Source organism: Streptococcus cristatus, from assembly GCF_001578775.1.
Lineage (GTDB): Bacteria > Bacillota > Bacilli > Lactobacillales > Streptococcaceae > Streptococcus > Streptococcus cristatus_A.
The window spans coordinates 359,306-380,398 of sequence record NZ_KQ969062.1 but is presented as its reverse complement, the minus strand read 5'-3'; the positions used below and the strand labels follow the sequence as shown (position 1 = coordinate 380,398).

General features: G+C 44.1%; 15 protein-coding genes and 1 pseudogene. 1 reads left to right on the top strand and 15 read right to left on the bottom strand.

Annotation, left to right across the window (positions count from 1 at the left end; translation table 11 throughout):
• The 11 genes from SCRDD08_RS01855 to SCRDD08_RS01805 form a co-directional block, all read right to left on the bottom strand.
• Positions 1–445, bottom strand: a 445-nt coding sequence (locus SCRDD08_RS01855) for an ABC transporter ATP-binding protein (RefSeq protein ID WP_081104245.1), incomplete at its 3' end; no start/stop codon positions are given.
• 157 nt (positions 446–602) lie between these two features.
• Entirely contained in the window at positions 603–1,886 is a 1,284-nt protein-coding gene (locus tag SCRDD08_RS01850) for a response regulator transcription factor (protein ID WP_061422174.1), read from the bottom strand.
• A gap of 6 nt (positions 1,887–1,892) precedes the next feature.
• On the bottom strand, positions 1,893–3,536 hold the full coding sequence (locus tag SCRDD08_RS01845; protein WP_061422173.1) for a sensor histidine kinase: 1,644 nt from the start codon (positions 3,534–3,536) through the stop codon (positions 1,893–1,895).
• On the bottom strand, positions 3,533–4,153 hold the full coding sequence (locus SCRDD08_RS01840; protein ID WP_061422172.1) for a DUF624 domain-containing protein: 621 nt from the start codon (positions 4,151–4,153) through the stop codon (positions 3,533–3,535). Before SCRDD08_RS01840 ends, SCRDD08_RS01845 begins: the two co-directional genes overlap by 4 nt.
• 135 nt (positions 4,154–4,288) lie before the next feature.
• Entirely contained in the window at positions 4,289–5,770 is a 1,482-nt protein-coding gene (locus SCRDD08_RS01835; RefSeq protein WP_061422171.1) for an ABC transporter substrate-binding protein, read from the bottom strand.
• 90 nt (positions 5,771–5,860) lie between these two features.
• On the bottom strand, positions 5,861–6,793 hold the full coding sequence (locus SCRDD08_RS01830; RefSeq protein ID WP_061422170.1) for a carbohydrate ABC transporter permease: 933 nt from the start codon (positions 6,791–6,793) through the stop codon (positions 5,861–5,863).
• Positions 6,794–6,805: 12 nt separating this feature from the next.
• Complete coding sequence (locus SCRDD08_RS01825; protein ID WP_045500458.1) at positions 6,806–7,726, bottom strand: ABC transporter permease; 921 nt, start codon at positions 7,724–7,726, stop codon at positions 6,806–6,808.
• A 167-nt stretch (positions 7,727–7,893) separates the two neighbouring features.
• Positions 7,894–9,777: a family 20 glycosylhydrolase gene (locus SCRDD08_RS01820; protein ID WP_061422169.1), complete on the bottom strand. Its 1,884-nt coding sequence runs from the start codon at positions 9,775–9,777 to the stop codon at positions 7,894–7,896.
• Positions 9,762–10,640 (bottom strand): ROK family protein, encoded by an 879-nt coding sequence (locus SCRDD08_RS01815; protein ID WP_061422168.1) that lies wholly within the window; start codon positions 10,638–10,640, stop codon positions 9,762–9,764. The genes SCRDD08_RS01820 and SCRDD08_RS01815 overlap by 16 nt, the downstream gene beginning before the upstream one ends.
• A gap of 94 nt (positions 10,641–10,734) precedes the next feature.
• A complete protein-coding gene (locus SCRDD08_RS01810) occupies positions 10,735–13,374 on the bottom strand; it encodes an alpha-mannosidase (protein ID WP_061422167.1) in 2,640 nt (879 codons plus the stop codon).
• 23 nt (positions 13,375–13,397) lie between these two features.
• Positions 13,398–14,687 carry a glycoside hydrolase family 125 protein gene (locus SCRDD08_RS01805; RefSeq protein ID WP_061422166.1) on the bottom strand — a complete coding sequence of 430 codons (1,290 nt, stop codon included), beginning with the start codon at positions 14,685–14,687 and terminating at the stop codon, positions 13,398–13,400.
• Positions 14,688–14,856: 169 nt separating this feature from the next.
• On the opposite strand from SCRDD08_RS01805, the gene SCRDD08_RS01800 reads away from it, so the two are divergent.
• Positions 14,857–16,956, top strand: a complete 2,100-nt coding sequence (locus tag SCRDD08_RS01800) for a GH92 family glycosyl hydrolase (RefSeq protein WP_061422165.1) — start codon at positions 14,857–14,859, stop codon at positions 16,954–16,956.
• Between the two features lie 42 nt (positions 16,957–16,998).
• On the opposite strand, the gene SCRDD08_RS01795 is transcribed toward SCRDD08_RS01800, so the two are convergent.
• The 4 genes and pseudogenes from SCRDD08_RS01795 to SCRDD08_RS11295 all read right to left on the bottom strand — a co-directional run.
• Complete coding sequence (locus tag SCRDD08_RS01795; RefSeq protein WP_061422164.1) at positions 16,999–18,702, bottom strand: alpha-L-fucosidase; 1,704 nt, start codon at positions 18,700–18,702, stop codon at positions 16,999–17,001.
• Between the two features lie 240 nt (positions 18,703–18,942).
• The gene (locus SCRDD08_RS01790; RefSeq protein WP_061422163.1) at positions 18,943–19,920 is read right to left on the bottom strand and encodes a helix-turn-helix domain-containing protein; all 978 of its coding nucleotides are present in this window, start codon (positions 19,918–19,920) and stop codon (positions 18,943–18,945) included.
• 13 nt (positions 19,921–19,933) lie between these two features.
• Positions 19,934–20,752, bottom strand: a complete 819-nt coding sequence (locus SCRDD08_RS01785; RefSeq protein ID WP_061422162.1) for an oxidoreductase — start codon at positions 20,750–20,752, stop codon at positions 19,934–19,936.
• Positions 20,753–20,859: 107 nt separating this feature from the next.
• Positions 20,860–21,093 (bottom strand): annotated as a pseudogene (locus SCRDD08_RS11295) (NAD-dependent dehydratase); the annotation flags it as partial.

Genomic DNA, 21,093 nt, shown 5'->3' with positions numbered 1-21,093 from the left:
CCCGACCCATGGCAACACGCTGACGTTGACCACCTGACAAGTCCGCTGGCTTGCGATCCAAGAATTCTTTCAAACCAAGGATTTCAGCTGCTTCTTGCACCCGTTTGTCGATATCTTCCTTGCTGTACTTGCGCAGTTTAAGCCCGAAAGCCATGTTGTCGTAGACTGTCATGTGTGGGTAGAGGGCATAGTTCTGGAAGACCATGGCGATATCGCGGTCTTTAGGCGCCACGTCATTGACCACTTTTCCATCAATCGACGCTGTCCCTTCTGTGATATCCTCAAGACCCGCAATCATACGCAGCGTTGTGGATTTCCCGCATCCTGACGGACCGACGAAAACGATAAATTCCTTATCCTTAATGTCCAAATTAAAGTCTTCAACAGAATAGTGCTCACTATTTGGATACTTCTTATAAATATTTTTCAGATTTAATTCAACCATAAGCTTCTCCTAACTCCTTTACCATATTGTAAGTTCTTTCTGCTTGATTATACCACGAATAGCAGGCCCTCACACTGACTCTTCTATATCTTTTTTTCTACTTTTTTTAGCATTCGATAAAAAAGAAATGGAGAGGCAGTCGTCTCAGCGATTTTCATCAGTCTACTTGCTTCCGATAGGCCTTAGGAGATTTACCACATAACTTCCGAAAGACTTTATAGAAATAACCAACATTGCTATATCCAACTGCATAACAAACATCTTCTATACTGTCATTTTTTGCGAGCAGAAGCTGCTGGGCAGCCTTGATGCGCTGCTTATTTAGCAACTCTGCAAAAGTGGAATTCGTCTCACGCTTGATCAGCTGGCCCAAATAAACTGGATTGATATAGAGTTCTTTGCTGATATCTTTTAGGGATAAATCTTTTTGATAATCACGACCAATCACTTCCAAGACGTTAGCAACATTCTCATTCATTCGATACTGGGCAAACAAATCTGAGAGCTGAGCCTTCAGATAATCCAACAAATCTTCAAAGGTATTCGTGCTTTCAATCTTTTTGATAATGGTTGTCATATCGTCTGGTTTCAAATGCTGAAACAGATGGTAAACATCCATGATAAACTGAATGAACAACTGCTTGGTAATTGAAACTTCAGGCGTATTTTGCAGCACGATATCTTTAAGCAAGTCCAATTCGTCCAAAATCTGACCAATATTTCCTTGGATAATCACGCGATACATGGGCTCATAGTAGCTAAAAAGCGGATTGGTTTCCTGCAAGCTAACCGTTCCATAAAAAAGACTTTTTTCTAGATTAAGCTTGAAAGTCTGCAGGCCTTGTTTATAAGGAACTGTGAATTCTTCCAGATAGAGCGCTTCTTCCTTTTGCGAAGACAAAAACAAATAGCCTGTCTGCCCCAAAATATTATAAGGAACCGAAACTAGCCCTTTTTCTTGAGCAGCTGCTCCAAGCCAGACATTATCGAAGGATTTGAGATAGGTAGCTATCTCATCTTCGCTTGTCTCTTCTTTAAAAATCAGCTCTAGTTGATTATTGGAAGAACGATCAAATTCCTTTTCCAATTTTTCTAGGATTGCTGCCAGTTCGACCTTATCGACTGGCTTCACCAGATAATCTGCCACCTGCAAATTAAGGGCCGTTTTGACATATTCGAATTCCTGATAGCCTGAGAGGATGATAAAAGCTGCATTGGGCAGGGAAGTCTTCATCTGCTCAATCATCTGCAAGCCATTCATCCCTGGCATATTGACATCGGTGATGACCAAATCAACAGGATTGTCCGCAATATAGGCGAGGGCCGTCTCTGCATCATTTGCCGTAGCTACGACCTGCATCTTCCACTTTTCAAAAGGAATCAGCACTTTCAAGCCTTCTGTGATCATGTATTCATCATCAACTAGTAATACTCTGTACATCTTTTTCTATTCATCCTTAATTTCTATAATGTAGGTTGCTCCCTGATCCGTTTGAGATTTCAGCTGGATACTGTAGCGGTCACCAAAAAAGAGCAAGAAGCGTTCATGAATATTGCGAATACCAATGGATGTCCGCTGCTCTCGATTCTGAGCATCCATAAGCTCTCGGCTGGCAAGTATCTCTTGAATCTCAGCCAGACATTCAGCTGGGATGCCTCGACCATTGTCTTGGATCATCAGCCTTACAGCGCCGTCTATCTTTTGAGCCTTGACACTGATGACATTGTCCTGCCTGCGATAGTCGATACCATGGGCAAAGTAATTTTCAATCAGTGGCTGAATACTGAACTTGGGAATCATCATTCCTTCTAAACCTTCTTCAATTTTGAAACCATAGGCCACTGATTTGGGATGCCGAACCATGCAAAGATAGCTATATTTCCGACAGAATTCCAATTCATTTTTCAAACTACTTCTGGATTCATCTGAGATATTATTTCTCAGTAAACTGCTAAATTCGTAGATAATATCTGCCAACTCTTCCTGATGCTGCATGACTGCATACATCCTGATAAATTCCAAGGTGTTGTACATAAAATGGGGATTGATTTGTGCCTGCAGAGCCCTCATGTTAGCATCTTTTTGACTGATCTCCAAGCGATAGATATCCCGAATGCTCTTATCCATACTATCCAACATGGTATTGGTCGTTGTCGCAATCAAAAGCAGCTCCTGCTCCTTAGTCTCTGTCGCAATACGTTTCTGATTATCACCATCTGTGATGAGATGGAGCGTATCCACAATATCAACAACCTGCCTTTGGTAATTGAGAAAAATCCTCTGCAAAGCAGCATATAAAACTCCAACCAAAATCAGACCAGAAAAAATGATCAAACCAGTGCTGAAAACTGTCTTCTCTATCACATAATGCGCAGGCACTGCTGTCTGGACAGTGTAATTGTAGATAGTTTCTTTTTTAATCCAATCATTTTGGCCAATTCCTTTTGTATCACCAAAATGCAGAATTTCTTTTTTGTAAGGCGAAAGGACACTCAGAGCGAGTGGAACATCGCCCCGCATATTATCTACAACCTTGTTGAAGACTTCCCCATCAATCCGAATGTAAATCGTTCCGATGACTTGATCGACTGCCTTATCATAAATCGCGATTGGAAAGGCATCGCGTGCAGGTCTAAATTCCTCAGCAGGAAGCTGTTTGCCACCCCTCGCTTGCCTTGTGGAAACAAAAACAGTTTTGTAATCATTTAAAGCAATGTCAATGCCTGTAACAAATTCATTTTCAACATAAATATCATTGATATTTTGATGGAGGGATACTTGAACATAAGTAGGTACGTCTGCCGATAAGCGCCAACTAGCGTACTCAGAGGGGCTCATGATAAAGTAGTTATAAACCCCGTCCAATTTTGCTCGATTTTCAACCAGACTTTGAGCCAGTTGATTCGCTCGGCGGTTATAATAATCCACTTCGTCAGCCAATCGCGTCACTGCTTGCTGCGCAATCTGCTCAGTTTCCTTATAACGACTGTGCCAATCAGAATAAGACAAAATGAGAACCAAACATCCCACAATAACCACCATAATGACAGCATAGACTTTTAGTAACGAATGGAGCCAAAATTTCTTCATGGTTTTTCTGTTATCAACTTAGACTGAATGGTTTGGTAAATTGGGTCTAGAACATCACTAACAAAAAAATGCCAAAGCCCAATAAAAGCAAAGAAGAGTAAAGCCGGCATGAAGTAGCTGGCAATCAATAGCAGGACTGTCCCTAATAAGAGTTTCAACATGGCTGAAATATTGAGAAAGACGCCAATCAAAGATAATTTCAAACTATTTTTATAAGAAAACTCAAAAAAGACTTGCAATTTCAGATAGACTGCGTATACTGCTGGTGCCAAAAGCAAAAAGAGCAGATTTGCTATCGTCAATAAAAGGTAGAGAATAGTTTGGTGAGGAAGCTGGATAAGGAGATAAATCCCATAAGATAAAAGAGCCTGCACTACAAGCAAAGTGAAAAATACTTTGTTTGTAGCAAGGAAATTTTCTTTAAACAGATCCCATGCTTCTTTCCAGTGATATTTTTTATAGTCATAGCGATATTGCTGAAACAAAGTCATGAGCACACACCCCGCTGGAGCAAGTCCAAAAACAAGACCTCCACACAGAGCCAATACCCAAAAAATTGCGGATGCAAGCATAGCCATATAAACTCGTTGAAAAATCCACTCAACTAATTTTCCCATCGTTCTTCCTTTCTACTGGTTAAATTTCCACACATTATAAAATTATAACACATTTTAACCGTTTACAAAAATTCCTATTACTCCAAAAAAGAAAAATCCTCCCCAAAACGAGACGAGGAGGATTTATCATGTTGCTTATTTCTTAGAAGCAAGGAATTCGTCGTATTGTTTTTGCATTTCTTTCAATACTTTATCGTATGCTCCTTCAGATTTCAGTTTGTCCATCATCTTAGGAATTTCAACATCAGGATCAACTGTACCAGTATTGATAGCAGTGTCGTATTCTTTCATTGTATTCGTAATGCTAGATACTTCTGCTTTAACTGGGTCTACATTGAAGTTAAATCCAAGAGCAGGTGACTCTTGTGCTTCTGCAAGAATCTTCTTAGAATCTTCGATTTGTTGATCTGTTACGTTTTCATTGATGTAAAGAATCCAGTTGTTACCTGTGTTCCAGCCAGACATGTGGGTATTACCATTGTAGGCTTTCAAAGTACGAACGCGGTTTTCTTTACCTTCAACTTTTTCCCAGTTTTCGCCTTCTGGACCATATACAAGGCCGTTTAGCAATTCAGGATTTGTGTTAAGCAAAGTCAACAATTCCATTGATTTTTCTTTGTTCTTAGAGTTGTTTGAGATAACGAAGTTCGCTACTTGAGTAGTTTGGCTCTTCTTGTAGTTCTTAGTCAGTTGGCTGATTTCGATCTTACGATTGGCAACACGTGAAAGCAAGCTATTTCCATAGTCAGCAGGTCCGACGGTTTCTTCGCGAACAAGCCAAGTATCTTGTGAAAGTTCGTAAGTTGTATCGCTCGTTGCAACATCTTTTGGAATGTAACCAGCTTCGTAGTACTTGTGAATAGTCCGTAAACTATCTAAGAAGCGAGGAACTTCATAACGGTTAACAATCTTAGTCGTGTCGCCTTCCAAGTCAATAACAAATGGAAGTCCGTTTGTCACTGGATAGTCAAAGTTGTCAGATGGAATAAAATTCTTACCGATAGCGAAAGGAACAACTTTTGGATCTTTTTCTTTAGCAGCTTTCAAAACCGGTTCCAAATCTTGGTAAGAATGGATATTTGAAACATCGCTGATACCATATTTTTCAAGAAGTGGTCCGTTGAAGGCAAAGTTTTGTGAAGAAGTCACATTGGCATTAACTGGAACAGCATAAATTTTACCGTTTACAGTGTTTCCTTTGATGTAAGCTGGGTCTAAAGAATCGTAAAGTTTTTTACCTTCTTTTTTGTAAAGCTCAGTCAAGTCAGCATAAGCACCTTTTTGGGCATTGATGACATAGTTTTGAGCGAAGGCGATATCGTAGTTTTCACCTGATGAAGTGATAACGTTCATTTTTTGTTCGTAGTCACCCCAACCAATGTATTCGATATCCAACTTAGCATCGATTTCTTTGCCGAGAATCTTGTTAGCATTTTCGAGCAATTTGTCCAAATTATCTGGTTTATCACCGATTTGGTACATTTTGATAACCGTCTTACCATCATCCGTTTTAGATGACTTTTGGTTGCTACCAGTAAGACTACCGCAGCCTGCTAGAAGGCCTGAGAAAGCCAAGAAACTAGCAGAAGCTAGAGCATATTTTTTCCAATTTTTCATAGAAAAATCTCCTTTAAATTTTTTATATACAAATTTAATAATATGAGTTTTTAATGCTACCAGTAAAAACTCTGAGACTAAAGTGGCAAGCTATTCTTTGACGCCCCCGATAGTCAATCCCTTAACAAAATAACGTTGGAAGAATGGATAGACGCAAGCGATCGGCAAGGTTGCAATTACGACCATGGCCATACGACCAGACTCTTTAGGTAGAGATCCTGTCAAGCCTGCAAGCTGAGCACTCGCTCCCGCACTCTTAGACAAGTAGTCCATATTTTGCTGAATCTTCATCAGCAAATATTGAAGGGGAACTAAGTTGTCACTGCGAATGTAGAGCAAGGCGTTAAACCAATCGTTCCAATAAGCGAGGGCAGTGAAGAGTGTGATCGTAGCGATACCTGGAAGAGATAGTGGCAAGCAGATTTGGAAAAAAATCCGAGTCTCACTGGCACCATCAATCTTAGCAGATTCAATAATCGCTTCTGGAATCGTTCTCTTGAAGAAAGTTCTCATCAAAATGATATTGAAAGGACTAAGCAGTAGCGGCAAAATCAAAGCCCACACCGTATCTCCTAAGCCAAGCAAGTTGGTCATAACGATGTAAGTTGGAATCATCCCTGCTTGGAAGAGCATACTTGCCATTGCAAACATGGTAAAGAAGCGTTTGAATTTAAAGCTGCGACGTGAGATAGCATAGGCATAAGTTGTTGTGAAGAAAACATTCAAACTAGTGCCTACTATCGTAATCACTACTGTCACAAAGAGTGACTGCAAGAGCTGATCTTTCAAGCCAAATAAGAATTCATAGCCCGCTAGACTAAACTGTGACGGCCAAAAGGCAAAACCATTATGAACCAAACTGCTTTCATCTGTCAGAGAGATGATGATGACAAAGAAGAAAGGCAGAACACAGGAGAGCGAGAAGATGGCAATCAAGATGTTAAAGAAAAAATCGGCTTTTTTGCTAAAGGAGTGAATTCCCACATTATCGACTTTTTCTTTTTGAATTTTTGGGGATTTCATAAGTTCCTCCTTCTAAAAGAGAGCAGATTCTTTATCAATTCTGCGGACAATTAAGTTGCTGACGATAACGAGGATACAGCCCACAACTGATTGATAGAGACCCGCAGCTGAAGCCATCCCGATATCACCTGTACCGGTCAATCCACGATACACATAGGTATCCAAGACGTTGGTTACGCTAAAGAGTGATCCTGAATTATGCGGAACAGTATAGAACAAGCCGAAGTCCGCTCGGAAGATATTTCCGACTGCTAGAATGGTCAATACTGTGATAAGAGAAGCCAAAGATGGCAATGTGATATTCCGGATGCGCTGCCATTTTGTAGCACCGTCTACCGTTGCTGCCTCATAGTAAGTCGGATCAATTCCCATGATACTTGCATAGTACAAAATACTACTGTATCCTAAGCCCTTCCAGATACCAATGAAAAGGATGAAGGCTGGCCAGAAAGAAACCACTGTATAAAAGTTGATATTCGGATTGTGCAATAAATTGTTCAGCAAGCCCTTGCCAGGGTTCAAGAAAGCATCTACGAAGAAACTAATGATAACCCAAGAAAGGAAATACGGGAACAGCATGGTTGTCTGATAAATCTTTACCATCTTTTTCGAACGAAGTTCACTAAAGATAATGGCAATTCCGACAGAGAAAATCAATCCTAAAATGATGAAACCGCCATTATAAAGAATGGTATTTCGTGTAATCGTATAGGCATCCTTGGAATTAAACAAGAACTTGAAGTTATTGAATCCCACCCATTCACTGCTCATAAGGCTATGGATGAATCCTTCACCACTTAGTTTAAAATTCTTAAATGCAACGACGTTTCCTAAAACTGGTATATAGAAGAACAAAACAAACCAAACAACTCCTGGTAAGACCATGAGCAAGAAAATGAAGTTTTCTTTCAGTGTTTTGATGACCTTATTCATTCAAATCTCCCTTTCTATTGTTTTGATATCGTTTTCATGTCTCTATTATATGCCTTTTTCTATTCTCATTTAAACTCCTAATTATAGAAAAAACTATACAAATTATTTATCTAATATACAGATAAAAAGTAGAGTAGGGACATGAAAACTTTGACCAAACAAAGTGTTTACGTTGTGTAAATCGTTGATGCTGTAGCGATGGTATGCCACTGATTGGCTGTTGTGGCTGCAAAATCCTTGTCTCCATAAAAGTCATTGAAAGGCAAGATTTCTTGCTCTAATTCTTCTACAGAATCAAGCTGACCAGTCGTGTATTTTTCTAGGCGTTCCTGCGCCCGTTTGATGCGCTTGAGCAAGCCTCCAAAGCGGATATCAATGGTATCCAGTCCGAAAATTTTATTTTCTAGCTGCCATTGGCGGCTGAATTGCTCGGCAAAGTCTTCCACTTTTTGATAGAGCAAAGGCAAGTCTTTTTCAGCTAGTTCTGCCAAGCAAGCCTTGTCTCCTGCACGATAGGCCTCTTGAATGCCAGATGTAACGGCAATTTTCAAGGCCAAGAGCGCATTCAACTGAGTCTGAGTCTCAAAGAGATAACTATATTCACCAGCTTTGCGGCTGACTTCTTGCAAGGACTGAGCGGCAGCTTCAAAATGCTGGCTGTCCTCCTCAGGTCGGATATGACGTTCCAGCAAAGGACAGAGAATATCCTGATAGAGGATATAACGATTTGGATTGATACCGCTGAGGTTTTCTGGTAAGCCTGGCAATAGATTGGCCAAGTCTACTTTCATAAAATCATCAACATCAAGGCCTGTGCTAACTAAGAAATGCTCGGCTAATTTATCTAAAGTATTTCGGTAGGCCAGTTCTGCCCAAATCTGCAGGGCAGGCAAGATTGAGAATTGAGAAGTTTCCCCACCGTTATCCCCCCAGCCAGTCACAATCACTTCCTTGACATGATTTTGGCGACAGGCTTTATTGGCTTCGATAGCCACTAAGCGACTGAAATGGTTGTGCGGTGTGAAGCCAATCCACTTCCAAGCACCGCCAGCAAAGGCAATGTCTTGACTGATTTTGTGATGATTTTGGAAGTTGCGGTTGTATTTTTCTTCGCTATCTTGATAGTAATCCCAGTAAACCAAGGTCACACGGTCTTTGAGCCGCTCTAGATAAACTCGAGTTTCCTCTGGAATTTCCACATCACGATCGTACTGGCCATCTGCTGACATGAGCTTGAAGAACATATCGCTCCACATCTGACAGTGGAAACCATACTTATCAGCGATATCTAGCACGCGCTCAAGGTGTTGGCACATGAGGAGACTGCGGTTTTGGAAACCATGCTGAATCAAATAACGTCCGAGACCAACCAAGTGGGCTTCGTCCATCCCGATATTTATCTTACGTGTGCGAAGCTGAGACATTGTCTTAAACATGCCTTCGATAAGATCGTAAACCTTTTCTTCCCCGATCAGTAAGATATCCTCAACATCTCGAAGTTCCTGCACTTCCTTGACACCCCATTTGACAAAAGCTGACAGATGGGCCAAGGTCTGAATGCAAGGCACGAAGGTTAAATTAAAATCTGCGGCATAGTCCTCAATCTCTTGCAATTCTGCAACAGTGTACCGGCCTCTGAAATAGCCAAAATAGGGCTGGTCTTCTATCTCATAGGTATCTTCCATGTAAAGTTCAAAAGTGGAATACCCCATCAAGGCCAAGACTTCAATCATTTTCTTAGCCGAGTTCAGATTCAAGACGGCGTTGCGAGAGCAGTCGGCCATATAGGCCAAGTCCTCATAAGCCGCTCTTTCCTCAATCTGCACCTCATCCTGCCCTGCTTTAAGGGCGGCAGATAAAAGGGCTAAAGCACGATAGAGCTGATGGGACTTATGATAGCTGACTTGATAACACCCCTGACGGCCTTCCACTTTGATTGATACAGCTGAGTTAGGGACAAGACTGACTTCAATCTCGCCTAAGTTCAAATATTTTTCTAAGCGAGCAAGAGCCCTTTCTTGCTTGCTTGATAATCCTACAAATGTGGCCATTGGCCTTCCTCCTGTAACCAGTTTACTAAAGCACCATAAAGATTAGCCTCCCCCTTGTAGGTACACGCTAAAATTTCTGGCGCCACCGAATACTCTTCATAACGTTCAACATAATAAGCAATCGCTGAGCGGACACCTTGGATGAAGTCTGGATTTTGACTAATAGAGCCGCCCAAGCTAATCACATCTGGATCGATGAGATACTGTATATTGAGCAACCCCTGTGCAAGATTGCGATTCATCCGCTCGATGGCTTCTTGGCAAAGAGCATTTCCTGCCGCAGCCTCTTGGTAAATCTTGCGACCATCCCAGTCTGCCTGCCCCGATTTTTCAACAACGTAAGCTACCATGTTGCCAGTTGAGGCAAGTTGCGACCAGTTGTTGAGTTTTTCAGCGGGTGCTAGGGTTGTCATATAGCCAAACTCCCCACCCAAACTGTGGCGACCACGATGAAGCTTGCCATTGATAATCATAGCTCCGCCAATCCCAGTGCCAATAACCACACAGGCTGCATTTTCCAGCTCTGGATGGGCCAGAAGTTCACTCAAACCAACACAATTGGCATCATTTTCTAGACGGACTGGCAAACCATAAGAAGCCAGCTTATCATACCAAGAAAAACCGTGAATATAAGGAACAGCGCTAATCCCACCAATGACTCCTGTCTCTCGGTCAACCGCCCCGGGCACACTCATGGCAATGCCCTGGTAATCCCGCTTGGAAAGACAAGAATCCAGCCAAGCCAGCAAGGCATCTAAATTGTCTGGCGTAGCAATGTTTTGCTTTTCCAGTATTTCTCCTTCTTTGGACATGGCCGCAAACTTGATACCTGTACCGCCTATGTCAATTGTTGCAATAAGCATTTTTTCTCCTTTCTCTGTTTTCTAGTTCTTGAAAGGCGATAGGACAAGGAACTAAATGTTCAAATATTTAGTCCATTGCCCTAGTCTCCTCTTTTTAATCTTTTTTCAAGAGCTCTGTGCGAATTTCCTGTGGCCCTAAGATTCCATCCCTTTCTGGAAGCACTTCTTCCAAAAGGTTGACTAGGGTTTGGGAAGCAGTTGTCACTTCTTGCTCTTCTTGGGTCATATTGTAGTAACGCAGTACGATACCTGACTCATCTTCAGCCACTTTCAGGGCCGTCGGACAGATTTCAGGCAGGCTGAGAGCTGGATGATCCAAGGCCTGTCCAGCCGCTGCAACACTTCCTTCTTGTTTGGAAATTTGCAGAGCTGTCAACGGTGTTTGGAAGGCTTTGGCCCGACGGTAAGCAGCAAATCGCTCTTGCGGCTGGTGGCACTCCACCATGTACTCGACTTGGAAGTCACGCAGACACTGCGCTTCTGGCGTTGGGAAGTAGCCCCAGTCACCCAGCTCACCAGTTGCCCGCAGAATCGTTACAGCAATCGTATCATCGCCTAAAATCTCGTATTCATTTAGACCTTTATTAGCTACTGTAACTGCTTTTTGGTCATCATAAAGGCTGACGAAGGCTTGTTGGTGCTGTGGATTTTCTGGATTTTCCCATGAGGCAGCCGGTTGGTTGTTGCGGCAAACCACTTCGTAAATGCTGTCTGAATCGTTGGTTTTACTGCTGTTGTGAGTTCTGAAAAGAACACGGATGCGGTGATCCTTAGCAGTATTGGTAAAACGAGTCTTAAAGCGCAATTGTGGGCTGTCCGCAAAGACTGTCAACTCAGTTGTCAAGATCATAGTTGTCAATTCCGACGAACGGCCTGCTGAACGCTTCATAAACTCAACGATGCCCTTTTGTTCTTGATCCAACAGTTCATCTGCACTTACTGGCAAGGTCAATTCATGGCTTAATTCCACCTTGGCATAGCGGGCATTGTTTTCTAACACCTTAACGCCAGCCAGTTTAGCATAGATTGGCTCTGTATTTTTTGGCTGGAAGTAGATATACTCATTTCCAATATCGCCTCGATCTTCAAAGCGGAGGAAATCTTCATAAGCTTCTTGGGTCGTCTTATCATAAACAGTCAAATTTTCATCAAAGCTGATAGTCACAAATGGAGTGTCAATCACACCATTGCGGTAGAGACTTTCATGTTCTTCTTTTGCACCAGGAAGCAATTGGAAGGTTTTCCAAGCCAGGGGTGCTAGATGAATTGGCAATATCACGCGCAACTGACGAGCGATATAAGCCTGACGGAAGCGGTCTTTTGGAAGATCATATTGGAAATTAGCTCCCAAATCCTCAATTTTGGCTTCAACATAACGACCATCCAAATCCTTAACAATCAAGTCTGGAATCGTCAATTCTGCCATTCTCCGATAAGCTTCTGTCGGATGTGCCTCCTTGAAATCACAAGTCGCAAAGGTCACATCCACAGAAACGGTATCAATTTTGTCATGGAGTCCAGTATTGACAACGGTGAAGAGTAGATTGCTCTCAGCTTGACGGCTATCCAGCTTTTGCTTCCATTCTTCCAGCAGGTTGCCTTTGACAAATTCGCCCACTTGATTAACCTTGGCGAAGCGGATCTCCATCTCGCGGTGGACTTCATCGACACTGCAGCCGCAAATGCTGTCATGTGGAGCATTTTTCAAGAGGGCCTTCCAAGCATAAGTCAGCTGGTCTTTGTGATTGTGACCGCCTGTAATAACAGTCAGTGGCTCAACCACCTGCTCTAGCAAGTTACTGTTTTCTTGGAAAGCCTGCTTCAGATAAATGCGAGCCGAAGAAGTATTAGCCAAAGTGTACCAACCATCAGTTTCTTGGCTGGTCAATTCGCCTTGAACTGTTGACAGTTCCTCAGGCAGGGCCGCTTCCACAGCTTGCATATAGTCATCAAAAGAGCTGTGGACAAAGTTAATTTCTGGATAAAGCTCATTGGCTACTCGGATGGCTTCGCTAAGATCGCGCTGAACTGGCTGGTGGTCACAGCCGTTCATCATCAGCCATTGATTGGTAGAGGCATAGCTCTTCACGTCAGCTAGTTTTTGCTCCCAGAAAACTTTCGCTTCTTCTGGATCTACTGGGATTTCATTCCCATTGCTGTACCAGTTGGCAAAGAGAATGCCTAGGACTTTACTGCCATCGGCACCTTGCCAGTACATTTCAGAATACTGAGAAGTAAACTGCTCGTCCTCCAAGACTTGGTTGTCAAAGCCAATCGGCTTAACCCCACGGCCGAAAGCAGCTATATGAATGCCTGATTGCTGCAGAAGTTGTGGCGCCTGCCCCATATTTCCAAAAGTATCAGGGAAATAACCAAGCTGAGTGGACTTGCCCCATTTCTTGCACTCTTGCTGACCAATCAAGGTATTGCGGACATTGGCTTCACTAGAAATCAAATAATCATCCTGCAAAATATAGAAAGGCCCGATTTTCAGTTTGCCTTCATCAATGTAGCGCTGCAATTTATCCCGATTTTCAGGACGGATTTCCAGATAATCATCCAAGACAATGGTTTGCCCGTCTAGGTGGAAGCTCTTGAAATCTGGATCATTCTCAAAAAGATCAAAAAGATTGTCAAAAAGCTCGACCAACTGCATACGGTGGGATTCAAAGGGGAGATACCATTCGCGATCCCAGTGGCTGTGAGAAATGATATGTACAGTAATATTTTCCATTTTTGTTCCTCTATTTGTTAATTCTATACCTCAATTTTTAAATCATAATAATCTAATACCAGTTCGCAGAACATCATGTTGGCCCAGCTGAACCATTCGCGAGAATACTTGGTTGGGTCGTCCACATGGAAGCTTTCGTGCATGACACCTGTGCCACCATCGCAGGCCACGAGCAAGTCTAGAATCCGACGTTTTTCTTCCTTATCGTGCGTGGTTAATCCTTGAATGGCTAGGGCAATTGGCCAGATATAGCGGTAGAAGGTGTGTGAGCTACCAAGTCCCGCAGCATATTTACCCTCATAATAGTAAGGATTCTCTGGGCTTAGAATGGTGCGGCGTGTCGCTTGGTAGACTTCGTCGTCAATTGAGCAAAATCCTAGATATGGCGCTGCCAAAAGGCTTGGTACATTCGGATCGTCCATGATGCTGGCATTCCCCAGACCGTCTACCTCAAAAGCGTAAATCTTTTCGCCTTTAGAATTTTGGGTGTAGGCGTGGTTTTCAATTCCTTCCTTGATTTCCTTTTGCAGGCGCTGCGCATGCGGAACGATCTCCTCAGCACCCTCTAAGTTTAATTTTTCAAAAATTTCTGCCACATAGCCCAAGACAACTGTTGCAAACATATTCGACGGTACCAGATAGCTGTAGATACAAGCATCATCACTTGGACGGAAGGCTGACCAAGTCATGCCTGTCACTGCAAAATCAGGGCCTTTGCCATCATTGACCAAGGTATCTTCCTTGCGATCTGTATCACGGACAAAGCGATAAGAAGACTGGCTGTGGTCCTGCTCGATCGTCCAAACTCGTAGAATTTCTCTAACTCCAGCAATAAAAGTAGCGTCTAGATGACTCGTTTCCCCAGTCTCTTTCCACAAGAGATAAGCCAGCTGCAGAGGATAGCAGAGAGAGTCCACTTCGTACTTGCGTTCCCAAATCCAACCAGACAAGTCTGTATGATCTGTCTCATGGTGACCTTTCCAGTTGTCAGCGATATTAAAGGCATTGGCATAAGGATCTTTGAGAATCAGCGCCATCTGGCGTTTGACCAAGCCAGCAATCGCTTGACGGATTTTTGGATCTTGCTTGGCTACAAAGAGGTAGGGCTTGAGCTGAGCAGTCGAATCCCGTAGCCACATAGCTGGAATATCGCCTGTCAAGACAAAAGTAGACCCATCTTCCAATATTTCGACTGTGTTGTCCAAAGTATCCGTATAGCAACGCTCAAAAACAGAGACCCAAGCTGGATGATCCTGAGCTAACTGGGCGATAGACACCAACCACTTCCCAACAATTTCTTTAGAATAAACCATATTCATTCTCCTTTTTCATACTCGTTTACATTCTCTAGTATAGGCTAAACAGTTTTTAAAATATATACACAAACTAAAGGCCTTTCGATCATATATTTTTGCCTTGTCCGCTGCTTCCTGATTCATGTTATAATCAAGACAAAGCAAGCTGGATCAAAGGAGATTTTCCATGAAAACAATACTAGAAACGATTGATACCCGCTATGGAACGGACAATTCCCATAGCTTTTCCCACGGCAATACCTTGCCCTATACAGGGGCGCCATTCGGCATGAATTATTTCGTTCCTCAGAGCAGCCATACAGATGGCTCTTGGTTCTTTAAACCAGACTTACCCATTTTCCAAGGTATTCGTCTGACCCACCAGCCCAGTCCTTGGATTGGGGATTTCTCTTGGCTCCTGCTCACGCCTGTCATCGAAAAGATAAGCAAGTCTGATATCTATCACCGCCAGTCGTCGTATCGACCGGACGAGAGCATTTTTCAGCCACATTATCTAAAAATTCACTCCAACCGCTATCAAGTCAGCACGGAACTGACTCCGACTACTTACGGAGCTCACTTCCGCCTCACAAGCCAAGGGGCCCAGCCTATCAGCCTTATCCTGCACAGTGAGACTCAGACTCATTTTCGGATGCTGGACGCCTACACGCTTCTAGGCAGTTTGAAAGAAGAAACCAATCCGGCCAAGCAAGCTCTGACCATGCATATTTGCCTGCGTTTTGACCAACCCATTCAGGCCGGTCATGGACTTGGAGAGGACTTGGTGCTAGACTTTGGACAAGGAAAGCTACAATTCACCCTAGCCACTTCCTTTATCTCGGAAGAGCAGGCCATGACGAATCTGCCCCAAGCTGACTTTGATGCGGTAAAAGAGCAGACCAAGCAAGCCTGGGAAAGTTACCTCCATCGATTTGATGTTGTGGAGCAGGGGAAGGTTGACCGCCGCATGTTCGACCAGACTCTTTACCGCCTTTTCCTCTTTCCTCAGACCTTTTATGAAATCACTCCTGAAGGACAAGAAATTCATTGGGACTTTACCCATCAAACTGTCCAGCCTGGTAAATTCTTTACTAATATTGGATTTTGGGATGGTTTTCGCACCAATTTTCCGCTGCTAGCTCTTATCGCACCCGACACCTATCACGACTTTCTCCAAGGATTTCTGAATTTCTACAAAGAAACGGGCTATCTACCCAAGTGGCTGGCTCCCGATGAACGGGGCATGATGCCAGGAACCTTGATTGACGGTGTGATTGCGGATGCCGCTGCGAAAGATCTCATTCCTGATCTAGAACAGGAATTGTTCCAAGCCATGCTGAACACATCAGAGAAAGAAGATCCTTCCAAACGTTACGGCCGACACGGAGCTAGCGACTACAAAACCTTGGGCTACCTGCCAACAGATTATCATGAAAGTGTCAGTCATACGCTGGACTATAGCTATAGCGACTTTTGCATTGCCAGCCTAGCCAGCAAACTCCAAAAGGAGCAAGTAGCCCAGCGATATGCCCAGCAGGCGCTTCATTACCAAAACCTTTTCGATTCAGAAACGGGCTATATGCGGGCCAAAGACAGACAAGGGCAATTCCGAGCCGACTTCTCTCCTTACAGCTGGGGACGAGATTACGCCGAATGCTCTGCTATTCAAAATACGCTCAGCGTCTTTCATGATATCGAAGGCTTGAAAGAGCTCATGGGCGGTGAGCCAGCCTTTACCGATTATCTGACTAGGCTCTGTCAGGACCAGCCCTATTTTGATGTCACAGGCTACGGCTACGAAATTCACGAAATGAGCGAGATGGCGAATGCTCACTTTGGCCAGCTAGCCATTTCCAATCAGCCTAGTTTCCATATTCCTTATCTTTTCCGCTATAGTAGCAGGCCAGAATACACTAGTCTGTTAATCAAAAGCTTGAGAGAAGAGGCTTTTCAGGCTAGTTGGCATGCTTTTCCTGGCGACGAAGACAATGGCAGCCTCTCTGCTTGGTATATCTGGAGCGTCTTGGGCCTCTATCCGACTTGTCCTGGCAAGCCCCAGTATGACTTAGGCATTCCTCTCTTTGACCATCTGCGCCTCTATCTGCCACAAAGTCAAAAATGGCTCGATATTTACGCTCATGACAACTATCCCCACTTCCAGTTTGTGAAAAAAGCAGAATTAGACGGACAAAGCCAGCAGCGAATTTCCCATGAGGACTTACTGGCTTCTGACAGGCTGGACTTCTACCTGTCTTGGTTGCCAAATTCATCTTCCACCCACGTATAAAAACAGCAAAAACGCAGACACTAAGTCCGCGTTTTTCTTATTCTAACTCCCCTTGACCTCAATCTTGAGTCTGCTTTGACGACCATCCTCTCGGCTAGCACAAAGGTAAAAATTCAATTCTTGCTGACCTGTGAAAGCCAAGGTTGATAAGGTCAACTCTTTTCTCGTCTCACCTGGAGCAAAGGTCACATCCCAGATTTGATCCTCATAAGCCGTTCCGTGCGTTCCTGTGCCAGGCTCCGTAACCAATCGAATCTGCTCCGCCTGCTCCAGTCCATCTAAACGGCGTAGACTAATCTGAGTCGATTGCCCCCCGATTACTGTGTCCACTGCTTGTGAGAACTCCAAACCAGAAGGCCTCTTCTCTTCCTCCATAATCGCTGGTGTCCTGTACACGGCCAGCTTACTCAACAGTGGCAAGGCTTGGAAATCCGTCAAAATCAAGCGCAAGTAACGAGCCTCGACCATCTCGCTCAAAAGCAGACGCTTGTAGCCAATCGTCTGACCTCGAGCAAAGACAGCCCAACCATCCTCTTTCTTCACTTCTAGGATAAAACCTGCGACCCGTTGCCCTTTGGCAATCGGTTCTCCGATTTCTACTAGATTAAAAGTACAGCTGCGCCCTAGGTCAATCTCCAAGACATAGGAAGTCTCCTCCGTATTCGGAGCCCAGAAGCTATCCCTTTTACCATCCGTCAGATTGCTTGCTGGGTAGTCTGCCCTTTCACTGCTACTTGTGACTTCAGCCTCCGCAGCCAAGTCTTCATCGTAAAGGCTAGAAATCACCTGATGAAATTCCTGCAGGCGCTGAACATCGACTTCCGCCAACAAGCCCTCCTTAGTCGGAGGCACATTGAGCAAAAGTGGTGTCCCCCGCCCCACCGAAGCCAGATAAATATCCAGCAAATCCACCAAGGACTTGGGTTGCTGACTGTCGTGGTAAAACCAACCCGAACGCAGGGACACATCTGCTTCTCCGACAGAATAGTGCGTACCTTCTGGGTCACCATGGCAAAGATAAACAGGCGGTGTCTGCTCACTCAACTTTTCCGGCCGAATCTTCTGCCACAAGGGATCGCCAGCTCGGCCACTCTCATTGCCAATCCAACGCAATTCAGTCGCCTCAGTTGAGAAAATAACAGCGCCTTTTTGATAGCGACGAATAGTCTTAAACCAAGCATCAAACTCATAGGAAAGCTTTTGAGCTCCTTCGCCACGCGCCCCATCCATCCAGATTTCGACAAATTTTCCTTTATTGCCATACAGCGGATTGCTCAAGATTTCTTCTAATTGCTGCTGATAGTATTCATTGTAGGCTTTTTGAGTGTCTATGTTATAGAGCGGACTGTGGGCATCCCAAGGCGAAAGGTAGAGCCCCAAATCCATATCATAGTAACTGGCTGATCGGGAAATCTCAGCCAAAAGATCCCCCTGACCATCTCTCCAGGGACTAGAAGCCACCGTATAGTCTGTATAACGACTCGGATAAAGAACAAAGCCATCATGATGCTTGACAACGACAATGACCCGTTTAAAGCCTGTTTCTTTCAGAACCTTGATCCACTGGTCTGTATCTAGTTTAGTCGGATTGAAACGCTTGGGATCTTCTTGACCATTTCCCCATTCCTGCTCGTAAAAGGTATTGATGCCAAAATGGATAAAAGCGGCCAATTCATCTCGATGATAAGCCAGCTGAGCCACCGAAGGCAAGGGACCAAAATCCGCTATTTCTTCCAATTTCTTCATAAACCCGCTATTCCTCATTTCTTCTTAGTCAATCTCTTCTCTAACTCCACTATAACAAAAAAAGAAGACGCTAACAACACCTCCTTTTTGACTTCTTAAAAAGCCACTCTTTCTTCTATAATTTGTTGAAAAAACTTTATGAAATGTATCAAATCTGAATATAGAAAATAGCTTAACCTGATTCATCAGACTAACAACGCAATAACTATAATTTTTTAAAAAGCCATATTTTTTGTGTGCTTATTTTAATTTATTTTCTTCTCGATACTCCGAAATGGTCTTTCCTGTCCACTTTTTAAAGGCTCGTGAGAAGGAGGACACTTCCGAATAGCCCAGCAGATAGGCGACTTCGTCGGTGGTGATTTCTGGCTGTTTGAAATAGCTAAAGACCAGAAGTTTTTGCACATTGTGCAGTTCTTGGTTAAATTTGGTGCCTTCTGCGGTTAGGTTTCGCTGGAGGGTCCGGCTGCTGATACCTAGGGAAGCTGCAATATCCCCAATCCCAAAAGCACCGCTGGGAATCATCTGGTAGAGTTTTTGCTGGACAACACCGGTGAAGCTCTCGCTGGTCATGGCCTCTGCCAAGCGCTCCTTGAGCTGGGGTTCGAGGTAGTCCAGCATGACATTATTGGCGGTGAGAAAGGGCTTCTCGAGGTCTGCTTTGTGAAAGACGATTTCATTGCCCTCCATCTGCTCCACATGGCAGGCAAAGGTGTCTACACTAACCGCTTCATAGCTAAAGGGCGTTCCCACATGGATGGGAGTAATAGCTTCGCCTGTCCCTGTCCGGATCAGATCCAGCAGGAGCAACTGCTCATTGAGGACCGCAAAGCGGGGCAGGTCCAGCCCGGCATAGTCATAGCGGTAGCTGATCCGCACCAAGTCGTCGAAGACTTCCATGGTCACTACGATAGGACCTGTGATTTTCTTGTATTTTGCGAAATGCTCAATGGCCGCAAGCCCATTTTTTGAGGACAGAGCCGCAAAGAATGGGGGCATGAACATCTGGATGTCCTTGATCCGGCTCATGGCAAGGATCTGCTCGTCGCTAGCCACCTTGTCAAAGGCTGTGAGGAGATGGTAATAATCCAGAGTGGACAAGGCCATCTCCTCTTTCCAGCTGGTATCTGGCAACTGGGCCATGTCAAGGATGGACTGAAAGTCCAATCCAAGGGCCTTGAGATTTTCTAGGTATTGTTGGCTGAGGTTGAGACGCATAGGCTTCTCCTTTTTAACGCATGGACATGAGCATCATCCGGTCGAAGAATTTATCACCAAAGATGCGGCGGATGCCGACCAAGAGTTTACCGCCGCGACCGACTAGGTAACGGGTTTTAGGGTTACGGGCATTGATGATTTTCAGAACGGTGCGCGAGATGACTTCTGGGCCTGACCCTGGGGCTGGGTTGTTTTCCATAGCTTTGATGTAGCCATTGACCAAGCGGCTATAGGCGCCATTTTTGGACTCATAAGAAAAGTTTTGGCTGACGCCAGCGTTAAAGCCAGTGTTGATCATGCCTGGTTCCAAGACGACCACTTTGATCCCAAACTCCTTGACTTCCATACGGAGGCAGTCGCTAAAGCCCTCGATGGCATGCTTAGAGGCATGGTACCAAGATCCAAGCGGGGTATAGATTTTCCCACCCATTGATGAGGTGTTGATGATGAGTCCCTCTTTTTGGGCCCGCATGTAAGGCAGGACTTTCTTGGTCAAACGAGCCACCCCGTAAACATTGACTTCCATCTGTTGCTGGACTTTTTCCATGGACAGGTCTTCGACAGGACCGTAAAGGCCATAACCAGCATTGTTCCAAAGGACATCGATCCGCCCTTCTTCTTCAATGATTTTAGCGACCACTTTTTCGATATCCTCTTCATTGGTCACGTCCATCTTCATGATGTGGCCACCGAGTGCTTCCAAATCTTTCATCTTGTCCACGCTACGGGCAACGGCATAGACCGTGTGACCTGCTTTGATGAGATCTTGGGCTGAGAGTTTCCCCATTCCTGATGATGCGCCGGTGATTAAGATAACTTTATTTGCTGACATGTTTGTGTTCCTCTTTTGTTTCATTTGATAAGTCTAGTATACAGGAGAATTTCCGCCAAGTAAATGATAATGTCTGACAGGTCATTGACAATTTACGACAGTTTGTTTTATTTCACCATATCCTTGTAGCGATAAATCGTTTTTGGATTGGCGCAAATAGCATTGGAAACCATGGCGCTTGCGACCGCTTGAGGCCGGATGCCCTTCCAGCTAGATAGGGGCCCTAGTAAAAAGGGTGAGATGACTTGGAAAATCTTAATCCAAACGGCTTCTCCCAGTTGGAGGTTTGCCCTCTTAGGCGCGATTAACATCGAAGGGCGGTAAAATCGCACCTGTCCAAG